Source organism: Aliivibrio thorii (assembly GCF_057368585.1).
The window spans coordinates 1,414,385-1,429,555 of record NZ_CM170655.1 but is presented as its reverse complement, the minus strand read 5'-3'; the positions used below and the strand labels follow the sequence as shown (position 1 = coordinate 1,429,555).

The window sequence follows — 15,171 nt, the reverse complement described above, 5'->3', positions numbered from 1 at the left end:
CAGCTTTATTAAGCTATGTGGGATAGTCTGATTTAGAGTGAAGACTAGGCTTTTATATCGGTTTCTGTAGCGTCAGTTGTTACTTCTGTTGATTCTACTTCTGGAGCAGGGAAAACTTGCAGTGGCTTTGCAACCATATTGCGAGTATCTTCTTTGACTTCAGCAAGAATAACGGTTAGCTGATCGCCAAGTTTGAATGTTTCATATTTATCAATTGAGATTGTACCTTGGTCAGCATTACATTCGATGCGTTCTTTGGTATCGACAATTAATGAACCAGGGATGAAAGCAGCAGCGCCATTTTCAATTAAGCGTACACGCATACCTGCACGATTAATATCAAAAATCTCAGCAGTAAATTCCGTGCCTTTTTCGACTTCTGAAGCTAACGTTCTACAGTATAGCCAATCACTTACGTTTCTTTCTGCCATACGGTGATAACGACGGCTTAATGCCAGCTCTTCACCGACAATATCATCAGGGCGTTGTACTGGTTCTTTGCCTAAGATATGCGCTTTTAACATACGATGGTTGATCATGTCGCTGTATTTACGGATAGGAGAAGTCCATGTCGCGTAAATGTCTAAACCCATTGCGTAATGTGGTAGCGGCTCGTTACCGGTTTCACTGTACGTTTGATATTTGCGAATGCGAGCATCAAGGTATGAGGTTGGTTGATTGCCTAATAAGCGACGTAGTTCACTGAAGCCTTCAAGTGTTGCAATGTGCTCTTCTGTGAATGCTACATCATCTAATTGATTTACAATTTCGATCACGTCTTTCAATTTATCTGATTTAATACCAGCGTGAGAGTTAAATACCCCCATGTTAAACGTATTACGTAATGTCTTACCTGCGCAGATATTTGCTGTTACCATCGCCTCTTCAACAAGCTTATTTGCTGTACGGCGCATATCTGCATGAATAGCAACGACGTCATTTTCTTTGTCTAATTCGAAACGGTAATCAGGGCGATCTGGGAAGATCACGGCATGAGTTTGACGCCACGTTGTACGCGCTTGCGCAAATTCGTGAAGTTCAGTGACTACTTGCGAGATCACTTCAGTTGGTTGCCATTTATCACATGATCCCGTTTCTAAGAAATCAGATACATTGTCATAAGCTAAGCGGGCGTGAGATTTAATCGTTGCAGCAAAGAAGTTGATAGATTCTTCATTAATAGTGCCATCAACCGCTACTTTTACTGTACAACAAATTGCTGGACGCTCTTCGTTTTCGATAAGTGAACATAATTGATCGCTTAAATCACGAGGTAACATTGGAATATTGCGACCTGGCAAGTAAATAGTATAACCACGTTTACGAGCGACTTGATCCATGCTGTCATCTGGTGTGATGTAAGCGGTTGGATCTGCAATCGCAATCGTTAATTCAAAAGAACCGTCTTCTTGTTTTTTAATGTATAGCGCATCATCCATGTCTTTGGTTGATTCACCATCAATTGTAACGAAAGGCGTTTCTGTCATATCTATACGAACTAGATCTGCGTCGTCTTTAATTTCCCAGTTATCTATGCCTTCAGGCTCAGAGTTTGGTAAATCATTTTGTGCTAGTGTCACCCACCATGGGGCGATCTTGTCATCGCTGTCAGTGATCTTATGAGTAACTTCACATAGAAAGCTTTGATCACCTTTTAATGGATGTTGAGTTAACTCAGCAACAACCCAATCACCTTCTTGTAAAGTTTCTGGATTTACACCTTTACGAGCTTTTGCTTTGATGGCATTTTTCAAGCTTGGATGATCAGGCATTACTTGCAAGCGTTTTTTGAACATTTGAATGCGGCCGATGAATCGAGTAATTGATTGTTCAATCAACTGATCTGGTTCGGCTTGTTCTTTGTCATTTTCAGTACGGACTAGGGCGACAATCTTGTCACCATGCATCACTTTTTTCATTTGTGCTGGCGGTATAAAGATACTTTTCTTTTTATCGTCTGATTCTAAAAAACCAAAACCGCGGTCGGTTGCTTTTACTGTGCCTTCTTTTTTAGGAAGCTTATCTTGAATTTGTTGCTTTAATTGCGCTAGTAGTGGGTTATCTTGAAACATGAGCCTTCATACTATAAATAGGAAATAACGAGCTAACTTTACTATCGCCCTTAATTGATTGCTAGAAAAGACCGATGAAATATGTAAAAAAGCATGCGTAATGTACAAAAAACTATCGAAACTAAGAAAATAGAGCTAAATTTGTGAAGTTGCTCAATTTTTTCTGGTAATTCTTGCCGTATTAGGGCATTATCCGCGCCCTGAGTTAATCATCTTCTATATTTAGTTATTGAAATGATAAACCGTCCTGTCCCGAGTGCTTGTGTGTGTGTATGGAACTTGCTGAGCAAATGGGACCTTTTTTATATGTTTAATTATTGGGATCCCAATGTCAGAAACTATTACTGAATTCCGCCAATTGGCTTTAGACGAAACTATCTTATCTGCACTTGACGAAATGGGCTTTATCGCACCTACGCCAATTCAAGCTGAGTCTATTCCTCTTTTGTTAGCTGGTCGTGATGCACTTGGTAAAGCTCAAACAGGTACTGGTAAAACAGCTGCTTTCTCTTTACCACTGTTAAATAAAATCAACCTTAAGCAACATAACCCACAAGCAATTATCATGGCTCCAACGCGTGAACTTGCTATTCAGGTTGCTGCTGAAGTTAAAAACCTTGGTCGTAACATCAAGGGTCTTAAAGTTTTAGAGATCTACGGTGGCGCATCTATCGTTGATCAAATGCGTGCTCTAAGCCGTGGTGCTCATATCATCGTTGGTACTCCTGGCCGTGTTAAAGATTTACTTAACCGTGACCGCCTAAACCTAGGTGAAGTTCATACGTTCATCCTAGATGAAGCCGATGAAATGCTAAAAATGGGTTTTGTTGATGATGTTACTTGGATCTTAGAAAAGGCACCAGAAACAGCTCAACGTATCCTGTTCTCTGCAACTATGCCTCCAATGGTTAAGACTATTGTTGACCGTTACCTACGTGATCCTGCTCGTGTTGATGTTGCTGGTTCTAACCACACCGTTGACAAAGTAGCACAGAACTTCTGGATCGTTAAAGGCGTGGAGAAAGACGAAGCAATGTCTCGTCTTCTTGAAACTGAAGAAACAGATGCGTCAATCGTATTCGTACGTACTCGTCAAGATACAGAGCGTCTAGCTGATTGGTTATCTGCTCGTGGCTTTAAAGCTGCTGCACTTCACGGTGATATTCCTCAGTCTCTACGTGAGCGTACTGTTGATCATATCAAACGTGGCGTTATCGATATCCTAGTTGCAACTGACGTTGTTGCTCGTGGTCTTGATGTACCTCGTATTACACACGTATTTAACTACGACATCCCATTCGATGTTGAGTCTTACATCCACCGTATCGGTCGTACAGGTCGTGCTGGACGTAAAGGTAAAGCGATTCTTTTAGTTCGCACAAACCAAATCCGTATGCTACGTACGATTGAGCGTGTAACTAAATCTACAATGGAAGAGATTGAACTTCCACATCGCGATCAAGTTGCAGAAGCTCGTCTAGCGGTTCTTGGTGCTGAATTAGCAGCAGACAAAGAATTTGTTGCACTAGAAGCATTCTCTGACTTAATTACTAAGCTTCAAGAGACTCTAGAAGTTGATGCCGCGACAATCGCAGCAATGCTTCTTAAGCGTCAACAAGGTAAGCGTCCTTTATTCTACAAAGGTCCAGATCCAATGATTGCTGCAATGGAACGTGCTAAACGTCGTCCAGAGCGTGGTGACCGTCGTGATCGTGGCGACCGTCCAGAGCGTGGCGAACGTCGTCAATACAACAATGACGATTTCGATACGTACCAACTAGAAGTAGGTCGTGAACAAGGCGTTCAAGTTAAAGACATCGTAGGTGCTTTAGCTAACGAACTTGGTTTTACTAAAGGTGCTATCGGCGCAATCAAACTTGCACCGGGTCATACATACGTACAGTTACCTAAGAAAATGTCTGCAGACGTTGCAAGCAAACTTAAGCAACTACGTATTCGTCAAAACGAAGTGAAAGCGGTTGTTGTTGAAGGCGTTGACCTAACAATCGATCGTCGTCCTCGTTCTGGCGGTGGTGCTGGTCGTGATGAGAACCGTGGCGGTAATAGCCGTGGTGGTTACCGTGGTAATCGTGAAGGCGGAAATCGTGAAGGTAACCGTGGTGGTGAACGTCGTTTTGACCGCAACAAAGGTGGCGATCACCGTGGCAGTCACCGTGGCGAACGTGCTCCAGGCGCAAGCCGTGCTCCACGCACACCTCGTAACGAAGACTAATCATTAAAGATTAAAAAAAACCGAGCTCAAGTAGCTCGGTTTTTTTATGTTTGTTATTTGTGCTTTATGTGCATTTATTTATTTCTGTTTTTATCGAATAGTGGTATTTTCTGCAAATCACAATATGGATAATATCGTTTGTGATGACTATTATTTTATTAGTTAATGGATAACTATGATGAACAATGAAATTCGACTACGCGCACTTGAACAAACCGACTTACGTTTTATCCATCAGTTGAATAACAACCGATCGATCATGTCATATTGGTTTGAAGAACCTTACGAGTCTTACTATGAGCTTGAAGACTTATTTCGTAAGCACATTCACGACAGTACAGAGCGCCGTTTTATTGCAGAAAATAATGATCAACAATCTATTGGTTTGGTTGAACTGGTTGAAATTAATAGCATTCACCGCAGTGCAGAATTTCAAATCATTATTGCTCCTGATTTTCAAGGCAATGGCTATGCTCGAGGTTTAATTCATCGTGCATTAAATTATGCATTTACGATATTGAATTTACATAAGGTTTACCTGCATGTTGCAGTGAATAATGATAAAGCGATTCATCTTTATGAAAAATGTGGATTTTCGGAAGAAGGGCATTTAATTCAAGAGATTTTTGTTAATGGAGAATATTGTGATATTAAGCGTATGTATATTCTTCAAGATCATTATTTAAAAAGCAGAAAATAATAACGATTTTAAATTTTAGATACATCAAAGGGCTTCTATTTTAGAAGCCCTTTTGTTTACCAACTGTGTTGTTATATTTTTATGTTAAAGTTATGCAACGATAGCATCTGTTTCTTCAGTTTTTACCGCTTGCATACGATCACCGTAAATCGCTCGTAGTTGAGTAACAACGTCTTCACGAGTAACGACACCAGCAAACTGGTTATCTTCAATCACAGGTAGGATACGTGGTTTAGAAATACGCATATCACGGGCACGGTCATTGATTGATAATGTGTTATAGCTTGTTGCAATCCCCATGTCTGTTGTTGGGTATAATTTTGGTTTATCAATAGCATAGAATTCAGCCAATTGAAGTAGAGTATCTTTTGGTGAAATGCTTGTGATATCCGTTTTCATTAAATCTGCAACAGTACGTCCTTTTTCTGGTAAGTAATCTTCACACCATAATTCAACTAATACATCGTGCTCAGAGAAGAAACCAACCACTTCATTATGACTATTAATAACAATTGCACCTGAAAGGTGACGGTCTAATAAGTTATCTAATGCAATCTCAACAGCCATTTCAGGGTGAAGTACGTAAGCGTTAATATCCATAAATTGATTTACTGTTTTATTCGCGTTCATTTCAGTTATTTCCTTAGTGTCTGAATCAGTGAAAAGTGGTGTGATTTTTGATGCTGGAACTGCGTTTAATTGTGGGCGAGAAAAAATAGCCCAGTAACCTAAACCTACGAGCCCAGCTCCGCCGACGATGTTTCCTAATGTCACTGGAATAAGGTTGGCAGTAATAAAGTTAATGATGTTTAAATCAGCGTATTGCTCAGGTGTTGCACCAACAGTAAGCCAAAATTCTGGTGGAGCTAATTGTTGAATTGCAATACCTAGTGGGACCATAAACATATTAGCAACACAGTGCTCAAAGCCACTGCTAACAAACATAGCAACAGGAAGAATGACCATGATTGCTTTTGTTAACATGTTCGTTGAACAGAAGGTGAGCCAAACAGCTAAACACACCAATAAGTTACATAAAATACCTAAAGCAAAAGCTTCTAATGGTTGATGATGTAATTTATGTTGAGCAATGTTTAATGCGTTCAATCCCCATTGACCACCATCGTTTTGGTACATCCCTGCAGAAACAACAAGTGCAAGTAGTAAAGTGGCTCCGATAAAGTTACCGATATAAACTTTGCCCCATATACCTAACATTTTGCTAAAACTGATTTGTTTATTCGCAACCGCAATTGCTGAAAGTACGGAGCTGGTAAATAACTCGCCACCGCCAATAACAACAAGAATTAACCCTAGACTAAACGCTAAACCTCCTGCAAAACGGCTAATTCCCCAGCCAGTTTGTGTATTCCCAGTCGTTACTGTTATATAGAAAATGAAAGCGATCCCGATAAATACACCTGCCATTATGGCTAAGCCAATGACCATGCTGGTTGGCTTCTTTGATTTAGCAAGGGCGTAGTAAGCGGCTTGTTCCATCATTTCACTGGGATTAAATTGTCCACTAGTATTTGGACTGAGATTAGCGCTCATTTGTCCTCCTTAAGTTGTTGTGATTATTAATAAGCTCAAACGTCGTGTTCATTCCTGTTCTGCTTGAGCCCATTTAGATTATGAGTAAATCGTGTCTAGGTAAAATTGATTGTTTTTAGGTTCTATATCAGTTTTACTGATGGCATTAAAGTGATATCATCCTTCTAAAATAAGTTCTTATAAAAGAGATGGTTATGCGTTATTCATTAAAGCAGTTGGCGGTTTTTGATGCGGTTGCAACAACTGGAAGTGTGAGTCAAGCGGCGGAGTTATTGTCGTTAACCCAATCAGCAACGAGTATGTCATTGTCACAGTTAGAAAAAATGCTGGGCCGTTCTTTATTCGAGCGTCATGGAAAGAGAATGGCGTTGACGCATTGGGGGGTATGGCTTCGCCCTAAAGCGAAGAAGTTAATTCACGACGCTCAACAGATCGAACTAGGCTTTTATGATCAGCATTTAATTAGTGGTGAGCTCTCTTTGGGTGCAAGTCAAACTGCTGCAGAACATCTAGTCCCAAACCTCATCAGTAATATTGATAATGATTTTCCTGAAATTAGAATTTCTTTAGGGGTAAAAAATACCTCAGGTATCATCAATGGTGTACTTGATTACAAATATGAATTAGGGATTATTGAAGGTCGCTGTGATGATAGCCGTATTCATCAAGAAGTTTTTTGTAAAGATCATTTAATTATTGTAGCTGCTGCTCACCATCCCTTTGCTAAGCATGAAAAAGTAAGTTTAGCGCAGCTTGAGCAAGCTAAATGGGTATTGCGTGAACATGGGGCAGGAACTCGAACTATTTTTGATAGTGCGATTCACGATAAAATTCCAGATTTAGACGTGTGGCGTGAATATGAATACGTACCAGTATTAAGAACCCTTGTTGCAAATGGGCAGTATTTAAGCTGTTTACCTTATTTAGATGTAGTTAAATACATTGAGCGTGGTGAATTAGTTGCTTTAAATGTGCCTGAACTTAATATGGAGCGAACGCTGTCCTTTATTTGGCGTGCAAGTATGGATCAAAACCCGATAAGTAGTTGTATTCGCCGTGAAGGGATCCGAATGATTAAAAGTCATAATATTATACGTTAGTATTTCTTTATAAGAATCGGCTTCTTAGTTGGTTTGATATTTGTTATTCTCATAAAATAGATACTAATAATTTAAAAATATATTTAGGGATAAAAAGAGATGCCAGCCTTATCAGTTTTATTGATGGATAGCTTCAATTACTTCAAAAAGCATTTCATCGCTTTCTGTATTCTTGTTTTACCATTTGCGTTAATTACAAATGGGATAGCATTAAGCTTTACTGAAGACGATGGCTCGGGTAAATTCTTAATTTACATGTTGTTTATTTTGACTATCTACCCATTTTATAAAGGCGCCATCCTTTATTATATCGCTTATTCGTTTGATGGTCGTCGTGTTCCATTTAGCCAACTGTATCAAATTCCAGCAAGCACTTGGTTTTCATTTGTATTGATGAATATTATTTTAGGTGCAGCAGTATTAACTGGTTTTATTGCGTTAGTGTTGCCTGGTTTATATTTAATGGCTCGTTTTTCTTTTACTGAGATTTACTGCGTTCTCTATAAAGAGAAAACGTTAGATGCAATAAAACTAGGTTGGCATGAAACAAAAGACAATTATTGGATTCTTTTTAAGGGATTGGTCATTATCTTCGGATTTACAACGGGATTAATGTGGTTGATTGAGTACACACTTGGCTTAATTGGCCTTAAATCTGCTGCTCTGTCTTTCTTTTTCTCTGTGTGTGAGGTTGTTTTATCAATGATGAATACCATCTTCATGTTTAGAGTCTTTACGGTTAATACTAAGAGATTAGAAGAAATTCAACAGATTGACTAATTTGATTATTTAATATAATAACTGTCTGAAATATCAATAGAAGCAGCTAGTCCGAGAGGATTAGCTATTTTTTTATGCTTATTTATAAATGAGACAGCTGTTGCAAAAGTGTTAATTTGTACTTTATTAGTAGCCAATAATCATAGATTGTGTGGAGTAATGTAAGAATTCATTACTGAATATAGGGAATATCTATGAAGTTTCGCCATAAAATTATTGCAGCATTTTCTGTAATAATGGTTTGTACGCTATCAGTTTTAAGCGTCGTTCAATATTTAAATATGAAAAAGGAAGTCGAACGCCAAGTTGAATCGAGTATTTTAGAAATCGTTGATGGAGTTCGTAATACTGTGACTTCAGAGCTATCAGGTAAGAAGATGCTTGCTGAGTATGCTACAGCGATGATTAAAGTGGACCCAACGCAAGATTCAATGTTGGCAGTATTAGGGCAACCACAAATAAAAAACGCTTTTCTTCTTGCAGGTGTAGGTTTTGAAGATGGTACCTTTTTAGGTAATGATCCATCTTGGAACCCTTCTGATTATGATCCAAGAGCGAGGGGCTGGTATATAGATTCAAAGCAATTAAGAAAAACGCTCATTACTGCCCCTTATGAAGACGCAGCAACGAAAGATATCCTTATATCCATAGCGACAACTATTGAAGAAAATGGTCAGTTTAAAGGCTCTTTATTTTTTGATTTAAGTCTTTCTGGCTTAGCTGATTTAGTCAATCAAGTTGAATTATTTGATGCTGGTTACTTATTTATTGTAGATCAAGATGGAACCGTAATTGCTCATCCTAATAGTAAATATAATGGTAAGTCATTTAATGATTTTCTACCTAATCTAGAGTTACGTTCAGGTATGCAGTCTTTGGATTTAGACGGTAGTACATATGATGTTGATTTTACGTCAGTAGAAGGCCAAACGTGGTCAGTTGGTGTTGTTGTTGATGAAGCGAAGATCTTTGAACACATAAATGAATTACGCACGACATCTATTTTATATTCTTTAATCGCGGTTGTTATTGCTATTAGTATTATGTTGGCTTTACTTTCTCGCTTAATTCGTCCTGTTCAAGTATTAAATGAAGCGATTCATAATGTTGCGTCAGGTGAAGCTGATTTAACTCAACGCTTAGATACTAAGATTGACCCAGAGTTTGAACCATTAGCTCGTGGTTTTAATCAATTCGTTGAAAACCTACAGAGTCAAGTTACTGAAACAAAAGAGCTCAGTCATAAATTAATGAGGGGAACTCAATTGATTTCATCTGGTGCTCAAGAATCCGCAAGTGCGATGAATACGCAAATGATGGAATTAGAGCAGTTGGCAACAGCAATGAATGAAATGGCCGCTACTTCTGTTGATGTTGCGGGCAATGTGCAACATGCTGCCGAATATGCTAAAAAAGCGGATAACGCCACTGAGCATGGGATGACAGTCGTCGAGCAAACATCGAATGAAATCACTGAATTGTCTAATAATATTAACCAAGCCGTTGTAGAAGTTGAGTCTTTAGAGAAAGCAACAGACAGCATTGGCACTATTTTACGAGTGATTAATGATATTGCAGAGCAAACCAATTTATTAGCCTTGAACGCAGCGATTGAGTCGGCTCGAGCAGGAGAAGCGGGACGAGGGTTCGCGGTTGTAGCGGATGAAGTGAGAACATTAGCTAAACGAACACAGCAATCAACGACTGAAATTGCAACCATGATTGATCAATTGCAATCAGGAGCTTCGCGAGTCTCTGCATCAATGTCAAGTAGTCAACAGCGTGCCGAATCAACAGTAGATAAAGCGCAGCAAACAGCAGAAGCTTTAATGCAAATCAGAGAAACTATCCAACAGATTAATGATATGAACATTCATATTGCTTCAGCAGCAGAAGAGCAAAGCCATGTAGCCGAAGAAATTAATGGTAAGACTGTGAATATTAAAGACTTGTCGATATTAGTGCATGAAGCGGCTCAGAATGCGGGTATCGCTATTAATGAGCAAGTTGAGTTGGTAGGAAATCAAGAAAAAATCATGAATAAGTTTACCGTGTAAGTTAGCTTATTCAATATCAAAAAAATTGATAGTTAAAAATGAAAGCTCAGAGGTTGTTCTGAGCTTTTTTGTTTTTAAGGTTTAGGGCGCCGTTTTATCTCTTTCCCAATAAGCAAAAAGACGAGATAGGCTAAAACAAAGGATAAAATAGCAGAGCGCCACAATGATCCAAATTTCAAATATCATTCCGCTGGAGTTGGCAATCTCAGTCCCAACAAAGGTGAGTTCTTGTATTGATATCAATGAGATAATTGAAGAATCTTTAACTAACGAAATACATTGACCAGCTAAAGGGGGGATAATTACTTTAAATACTTGAGGTGCAATAATGTAACGGTAGCGATCCCAAGTTGATAATCCTAGGCTTCTTGCTGCCTCGTGTTGCCCTTGTGGAATAGCATCTAAACCAGAACGAACCACCTCGCCAATATAAGCCGCTGAAATCATACCGATACAGAGGACTCCAGCAATTAAGTTCTCCCATAAATTAGCAGAACCAAATAGAAAAGACTGTACAGCATTAATGTTGCCATTGTGCTCTCGAAGTAATGACTCAAGACCAAAGAGAGGAACAAGCTGATTAGCAATGAAGAAGTAGAAGATAAAAATAAAGACTAATGGTGGAATATTTCGAATAAGTTGAATGTAACTGTTTGAGATAGCCCTAATAATAGCTAGAGGAGAACGACGACCTAAGCCAAGTAGAATTCCAAAGACGAGAGCAAAGAGCATCCCCCAAAACGTGAGGCGTAATGTTGAAAATATACCATCGAAGAAATAAGGTAATGAGCCGTCTGCTTTATGAGTGAACAGCAGATCGAGAGCGCGAGACCATTGCCAATGATAAGCAAGACTTCCGCTCTCTTTTACACATAACCAAAAGATAAAACTGGCGATAATAGCTAGCAATATCCAATCTAATCGATTTAATTTTAAAGACACTCTTTGCTGCATAGTTCTTAGTTCGCTGTTTGTGATTGCCAATCTAGGCTAGTAAACCAATAATCATAACGCTCTTGTAGCCAACCATCTTCAGTACGAGCTTTGATCCATGTATCAAAATAGGCTTTTTTATCTTCTTCGCCAAGACGAACAGCAAAGGCTTCATTACCTTGAGACAAACGCTCTTTAAATGGTAAATATAAGATATCAGAGTATTTAATTGTATCGAATTCAGGTTTTGGTGTGGAAGCGGCAACGGCATGGGCATTGCCATTTAATACTTCTTGGAATGCTTGTGCATCATCATCAAATTGAAGAACTTTCGCTTTTGGGAAGTGTTCTTTAATTGCTGCTACGGTAATAGAACCACGACGTGCAGCAAATTTTACACGACGAGAGTTGAATTGTTCATGAGTAAAGCCTTCCGTCATTTTTTTATTTGCGGCAACTTGAACACCAGAATGAGAATAAGGAATAGTAAATAAAACACTTTTAGAGCGTTCATCGGTAATGGTTAAACCACCGATAATAACATCGAATTTTCCTGAAATCAGTGAAGGAATAATGCCATCCCAAGCGGTAGGGATAAATTCTATTTTTAAGCCAGAGTCTTTAGCTAGTCGCTTGGCAACATCAACTTCAAAGCCAATAAGATTACCTTGTTTATCTCGCATAGCCCAGGGTACAAAAGTACTTAAACCGACTTTAAGTGTGCCTCTATCTTTAATTTTATCTACGTTTGGGGTGTTACCTGATGAGGTAGCTGAAAATGCTGAGCTACTAAACAGTAGACTCAAGCTAAGAAGTGACAGTAGTAATTGCTTCATGCGTATGTTTCTCCCTTAATGTGCATTATGCATCCGATGTTCTAACCAAGCGGATAGCCCAGACAGTGTTAGTGTGATAAGTAAATAAATGGCAGCGACACTGAACCAAATTTCAAATGGCATTGCTGTATCTGAGACAATATTTCGTCCTTCGGTTGTTAAATCAAAAATAGCCATCACACTGACTATAGAAGAGTTTTTCACTAAAGAAACTAATTCGTTAGTTAAAGAGGGAAGTGTATTTCTGATCACTTGAGGTAATATAACGTACCTATAGCTATTAAATGAGGATAAACCTAAAGTTCTACACGCTTCCAACTGTCCTTTGGGTAAATTAACCAAACCAGAGCGTAATATTTCAGCGGTATACGCTCCTTGAAATAACGCGAGTGCAAGAATAGCGGTTGTTGTTCTTTCTAGCCCTAAAAAGGGGCCGAAGACAAAATACAATAAATAGATTTGTACCAGTAGTGGAGTATTTCTTATTATTTCAATATAGCAAGTAGCGATAGTTCGCCCGACAATTGAGTCAGATAAGCGCAACAGAGCGGTAACCAAGGCAATAAAAAGAGTCGCAATAGCACTCATCGCTGAGATATTGAGCGTTACTAATAGACCTTCGATAAGTTCTGCAGGAAACCATTCGTCATCTTCATAGAAAAACAGATAATCAGGAACGCGATCCCACTGCCATTGATAATTCATGGCTTGTGCGCCACTGTCTAATATCCAATAAAGGGCGATGCCCAATAAAGTGATTTGCAGTAATGCTGAAAAAATAGGGGATAAAATAGTTATCAAACGGCGCATAATATTAATAGCTTAAAATTTGATTTAAAAAATGCTGGGTTCGCTGATGTTGTGGTTTTTCAAAAAATTGCTGAGGTTGTGCGATTTCAACAATTTCACCTTCATCCATAAACACAACACGGTCAGCGACTTTTTTCGCAAAACCCATTTCATGGGTAACGCATACCATTGTCATTCCATCTTTCGCTAAATCTGACATTACGTCTAACACTTCGCTGATCATTTCAGGGTCGAGTGCAGATGTCGGCTCATCAAAAAGCAAAACCTGAGGTTGCATACAAAGTGAGCGTGCAATAGCAACGCGCTGTTGTTGCCCGCCAGAAAGTTGAGATGGGTACTTATCTGCTTGTTCTGCAATATTGACTCGTTGTAAATAGGTCAATGCGCGTTGGTGTGCTTCTTGTTTTGACAGTTTTAAGGTTTTAATAGGGGCAAGGGTAAGGTTTTCTAATACCGTTAAGTGTGGAAATAAATTGAAATGTTGAAAAACCATACCTACTTCCCCCCTCGTTAATTGCTTAGAAGAGAGAGGAAGATTAAAGAGGGTAAGTGCGCCACCTTGAATTGATTCTAATGCATTGATACAACGGATTAAGGTGGATTTTCCTGAACCTGATGGGCCACAAATAACCACTTTTTCACCCTCACTAATCGTGAGATTGATGTTTTTTAATGCGTGAAATTGACCGTAGTATTTATCAACCGTTTCAAAGGTAATGATATTGGGTCTCTTTGTATTATTATTAGTCACAATTCATCCTAGCACTTAGTTACTAAACTTACTGTAACATATTCATAAAGCTAGAAAAGTGATAATTCATTAGTTGATTTACTTTTAACCGAAATTAGCGCTTATGTGTGGTTAAGGTCAAATATAAGGTGAGGCGAAATTTATATTAAATTAACCATTGCACAACATCACAAGACACGTTACGTTAACAGCATGGAGAATAAACATGCAGCATACAGAGTATATACTGCATAAATAGATGGAAGCATAAAGATGTATCAAACTGATGATGTACGAATTAATAAAGTAAAAGAATTATTGCCGCCTGTTGCTGTATTAGAGAAATTTCCGGCGACTGAAGTCGCAGCTAAAACGGTGTTTCAATCTCGTCAAGCTATTCATAACATTTTACAAGGTGACGATGATCGTCTTCTTGTTATTATTGGGCCATGTTCAATTCATGATACTAAAGCTGCGTTAGAGTACGGTGCTAAACTTAATACATTACGTAATGAGTTAGGTGATCGTCTTGAGGTTGTTATGCGTGTGTATTTTGAAAAACCACGTACAACAGTGGGTTGGAAAGGTCTGATTAATGACCCGTATATGGATGATTCATTTAAATTAAATGATGGCCTTCGTATGGGGCGTAAATTGCTGCTTGATCTTACTGATATGGGTTTACCAACAGCTGGTGAATTCCTAGATATGATCACACCACAATATATGGGTGATCTAATCAGTTGGGGTGCAATTGGTGCACGTACTACTGAGTCACAAGTTCACCGTGAATTATCTTCAGGCCTATCTTGTCCTGTTGGGTTTAAAAACGGTACTGATGGTAATATTAAGATTGCAACAGATGCGATTCGCTCTGCTGGCTCTTCTCATCATTTCTTATCTGTGACTAAATATGGTCATTCAGCAATTATTGAAACGGCAGGCAATCCTGATTGTCATATCATCCTTCGTGGTGGTAAAGAGCCAAACTACAGTGCTGAACATGTTAAGCCAGTGAAAGAGCAACTTGCCGCTTCTGGTTTACCAGAAAAAGTGATGATTGACTTTAGCCACGCAAATAGCTCAAAAGACTTTAAACGTCAGATGGTTGTTTCTGATGACGTATGTGGTCAAATTTCTGGTGGTGAAGATGCTGTATTTGGTGTGATGATTGAGAGCCACCTAGTTGAAGGTCGCCAAGATCTTGTTGATGGTAAGGCTGAAAATTACGGCCAATCAATTACGGATGCATGTATTGGCTGGGATGATACTGAAACAGTACTTCGTCAACTTGCTGATGCAGTAAGCGCTCGCCGCAATAAATAATCTTTCTTCAGTATAATAAACGCCAGTGACTAAAGTGACT

General features: G+C 38.9%; 12 protein-coding genes. 6 read left to right on the top strand and 6 right to left on the bottom strand.

The window, feature by feature from the left end; genetic code table 11:
* Window positions 1-44 precede the first annotated feature (44 nt).
* Window positions 45-2,072, bottom strand: coding sequence for an exoribonuclease II (locus tag AC2IP4_RS20600; protein WP_486310969.1), 2,028 nt, complete (start codon window positions 2,070-2,072; stop codon window positions 45-47).
* A 328-nt stretch (window positions 2,073-2,400) separates the two neighbouring features.
* Between AC2IP4_RS20600 and AC2IP4_RS20595 the strand changes: the two genes are divergently transcribed.
* Window positions 2,401-4,305 (top strand): DEAD/DEAH box helicase, encoded by a 1,905-nt coding sequence (locus tag AC2IP4_RS20595; RefSeq protein WP_375320424.1) that lies wholly within the window; start codon window positions 2,401-2,403, stop codon window positions 4,303-4,305.
* Window positions 4,306-4,483: 178 nt separating this feature from the next.
* The gene (gene speG, locus AC2IP4_RS20590) at window positions 4,484-5,005 is read left to right on the top strand and encodes a spermidine N1-acetyltransferase (protein WP_375320815.1); all 522 of its coding nucleotides are present in this window, start codon (window positions 4,484-4,486) and stop codon (window positions 5,003-5,005) included.
* Window positions 5,006-5,095: 90 nt separating this feature from the next.
* On the opposite strand, the gene focA is transcribed toward speG, so the two are convergent.
* On the bottom strand, window positions 5,096-6,559 hold the full coding sequence (gene focA, locus AC2IP4_RS20585; protein WP_486307581.1) for a formate transporter FocA: 1,464 nt from the start codon (window positions 6,557-6,559) through the stop codon (window positions 5,096-5,098).
* A gap of 194 nt (window positions 6,560-6,753) precedes the next feature.
* Here focA and AC2IP4_RS20580 point away from each other — a divergent pair, with 194 nt between their 5' ends.
* The 3 genes from AC2IP4_RS20580 (at window position 6,754) to AC2IP4_RS20570 (ending at window position 10,496) form a co-directional block, all read left to right on the top strand.
* Entirely contained in the window at window positions 6,754-7,659 is a 906-nt protein-coding gene (locus AC2IP4_RS20580) for a LysR substrate-binding domain-containing protein (protein ID WP_375320426.1), read from the top strand.
* Window positions 7,660-7,758: 99 nt separating this feature from the next.
* On the top strand, window positions 7,759-8,439 hold the full coding sequence (locus AC2IP4_RS20575) for a hypothetical protein (RefSeq protein WP_375320427.1): 681 nt from the start codon (window positions 7,759-7,761) through the stop codon (window positions 8,437-8,439).
* 194 nt (window positions 8,440-8,633) lie between these two features.
* Window positions 8,634-10,496 (top strand): methyl-accepting chemotaxis protein, encoded by a 1,863-nt coding sequence (locus AC2IP4_RS20570; protein ID WP_375320428.1) that lies wholly within the window; start codon window positions 8,634-8,636, stop codon window positions 10,494-10,496.
* A gap of 81 nt (window positions 10,497-10,577) precedes the next feature.
* On the opposite strand, the gene AC2IP4_RS20565 is transcribed toward AC2IP4_RS20570, so the two are convergent.
* The 4 genes from AC2IP4_RS20565 to AC2IP4_RS20550 are packed head-to-tail and all read right to left on the bottom strand — an operon-like array spanning window position 10,578 to window position 13,826.
* Window positions 10,578-11,450, bottom strand: coding sequence for an amino acid ABC transporter permease (locus AC2IP4_RS20565; protein ID WP_375320429.1), 873 nt, complete (start codon window positions 11,448-11,450; stop codon window positions 10,578-10,580).
* 5 nt (window positions 11,451-11,455) lie between these two features.
* A complete protein-coding gene (locus AC2IP4_RS20560) occupies window positions 11,456-12,265 on the bottom strand; it encodes a transporter substrate-binding domain-containing protein (RefSeq protein WP_375320430.1) in 810 nt (269 codons plus the stop codon).
* Between the two features lie 15 nt (window positions 12,266-12,280).
* Entirely contained in the window at window positions 12,281-13,075 is a 795-nt protein-coding gene (locus AC2IP4_RS20555) for an amino acid ABC transporter permease (protein WP_375320431.1), read from the bottom strand.
* Window positions 13,076-13,079: 4 nt separating this feature from the next.
* Entirely contained in the window at window positions 13,080-13,826 is a 747-nt protein-coding gene (locus AC2IP4_RS20550; RefSeq protein WP_375320432.1) for an amino acid ABC transporter ATP-binding protein, read from the bottom strand.
* A gap of 252 nt (window positions 13,827-14,078) precedes the next feature.
* Between AC2IP4_RS20550 and aroG the strand changes: the two genes are divergently transcribed.
* On the top strand, window positions 14,079-15,131 hold the full coding sequence (aroG, locus tag AC2IP4_RS20545; RefSeq protein ID WP_375320433.1) for a 3-deoxy-7-phosphoheptulonate synthase AroG: 1,053 nt from the start codon (window positions 14,079-14,081) through the stop codon (window positions 15,129-15,131).
* Window positions 15,132-15,171 lie beyond the last annotated feature (40 nt).

Coding starts and splice junctions, on each gene's coding strand:
- AC2IP4_RS20565 (WP_375320429.1), bottom strand. CDS start 11,450: ATGCAGCAAAGAGTGTCTTTAAAATTAAATCGATTAGATTGGATATTG.
- focA (WP_486307581.1), bottom strand. CDS start 6,559: ATGAGCGCTAATCTCAGTCCAAATACTAGTGGACAATTTAATCCCAGT.
- AC2IP4_RS20570 (WP_375320428.1), top strand. CDS start 8,634: ATGAAGTTTCGCCATAAAATTATTGCAGCATTTTCTGTAATAATGGTT.
- AC2IP4_RS20555 (WP_375320431.1), bottom strand. CDS start 13,075: ATGCGCCGTTTGATAACTATTTTATCCCCTATTTTTTCAGCATTACTG.
- AC2IP4_RS20595 (WP_375320424.1), top strand. CDS start 2,401: ATGTCAGAAACTATTACTGAATTCCGCCAATTGGCTTTAGACGAAACT.
- AC2IP4_RS20560 (WP_375320430.1), bottom strand. CDS start 12,265: ATGAAGCAATTACTACTGTCACTTCTTAGCTTGAGTCTACTGTTTAGT.
- AC2IP4_RS20600 (WP_486310969.1), bottom strand. CDS start 2,072: ATGTTTCAAGATAACCCACTACTAGCGCAATTAAAGCAACAAATTCAA.
- AC2IP4_RS20580 (WP_375320426.1), top strand. CDS start 6,754: ATGCGTTATTCATTAAAGCAGTTGGCGGTTTTTGATGCGGTTGCAACA.
- aroG (WP_375320433.1), top strand. CDS start 14,079: ATGTATCAAACTGATGATGTACGAATTAATAAAGTAAAAGAATTATTG.
- AC2IP4_RS20575 (WP_375320427.1), top strand. CDS start 7,759: ATGCCAGCCTTATCAGTTTTATTGATGGATAGCTTCAATTACTTCAAA.
- speG (WP_375320815.1), top strand. CDS start 4,484: ATGAACAATGAAATTCGACTACGCGCACTTGAACAAACCGACTTACGT.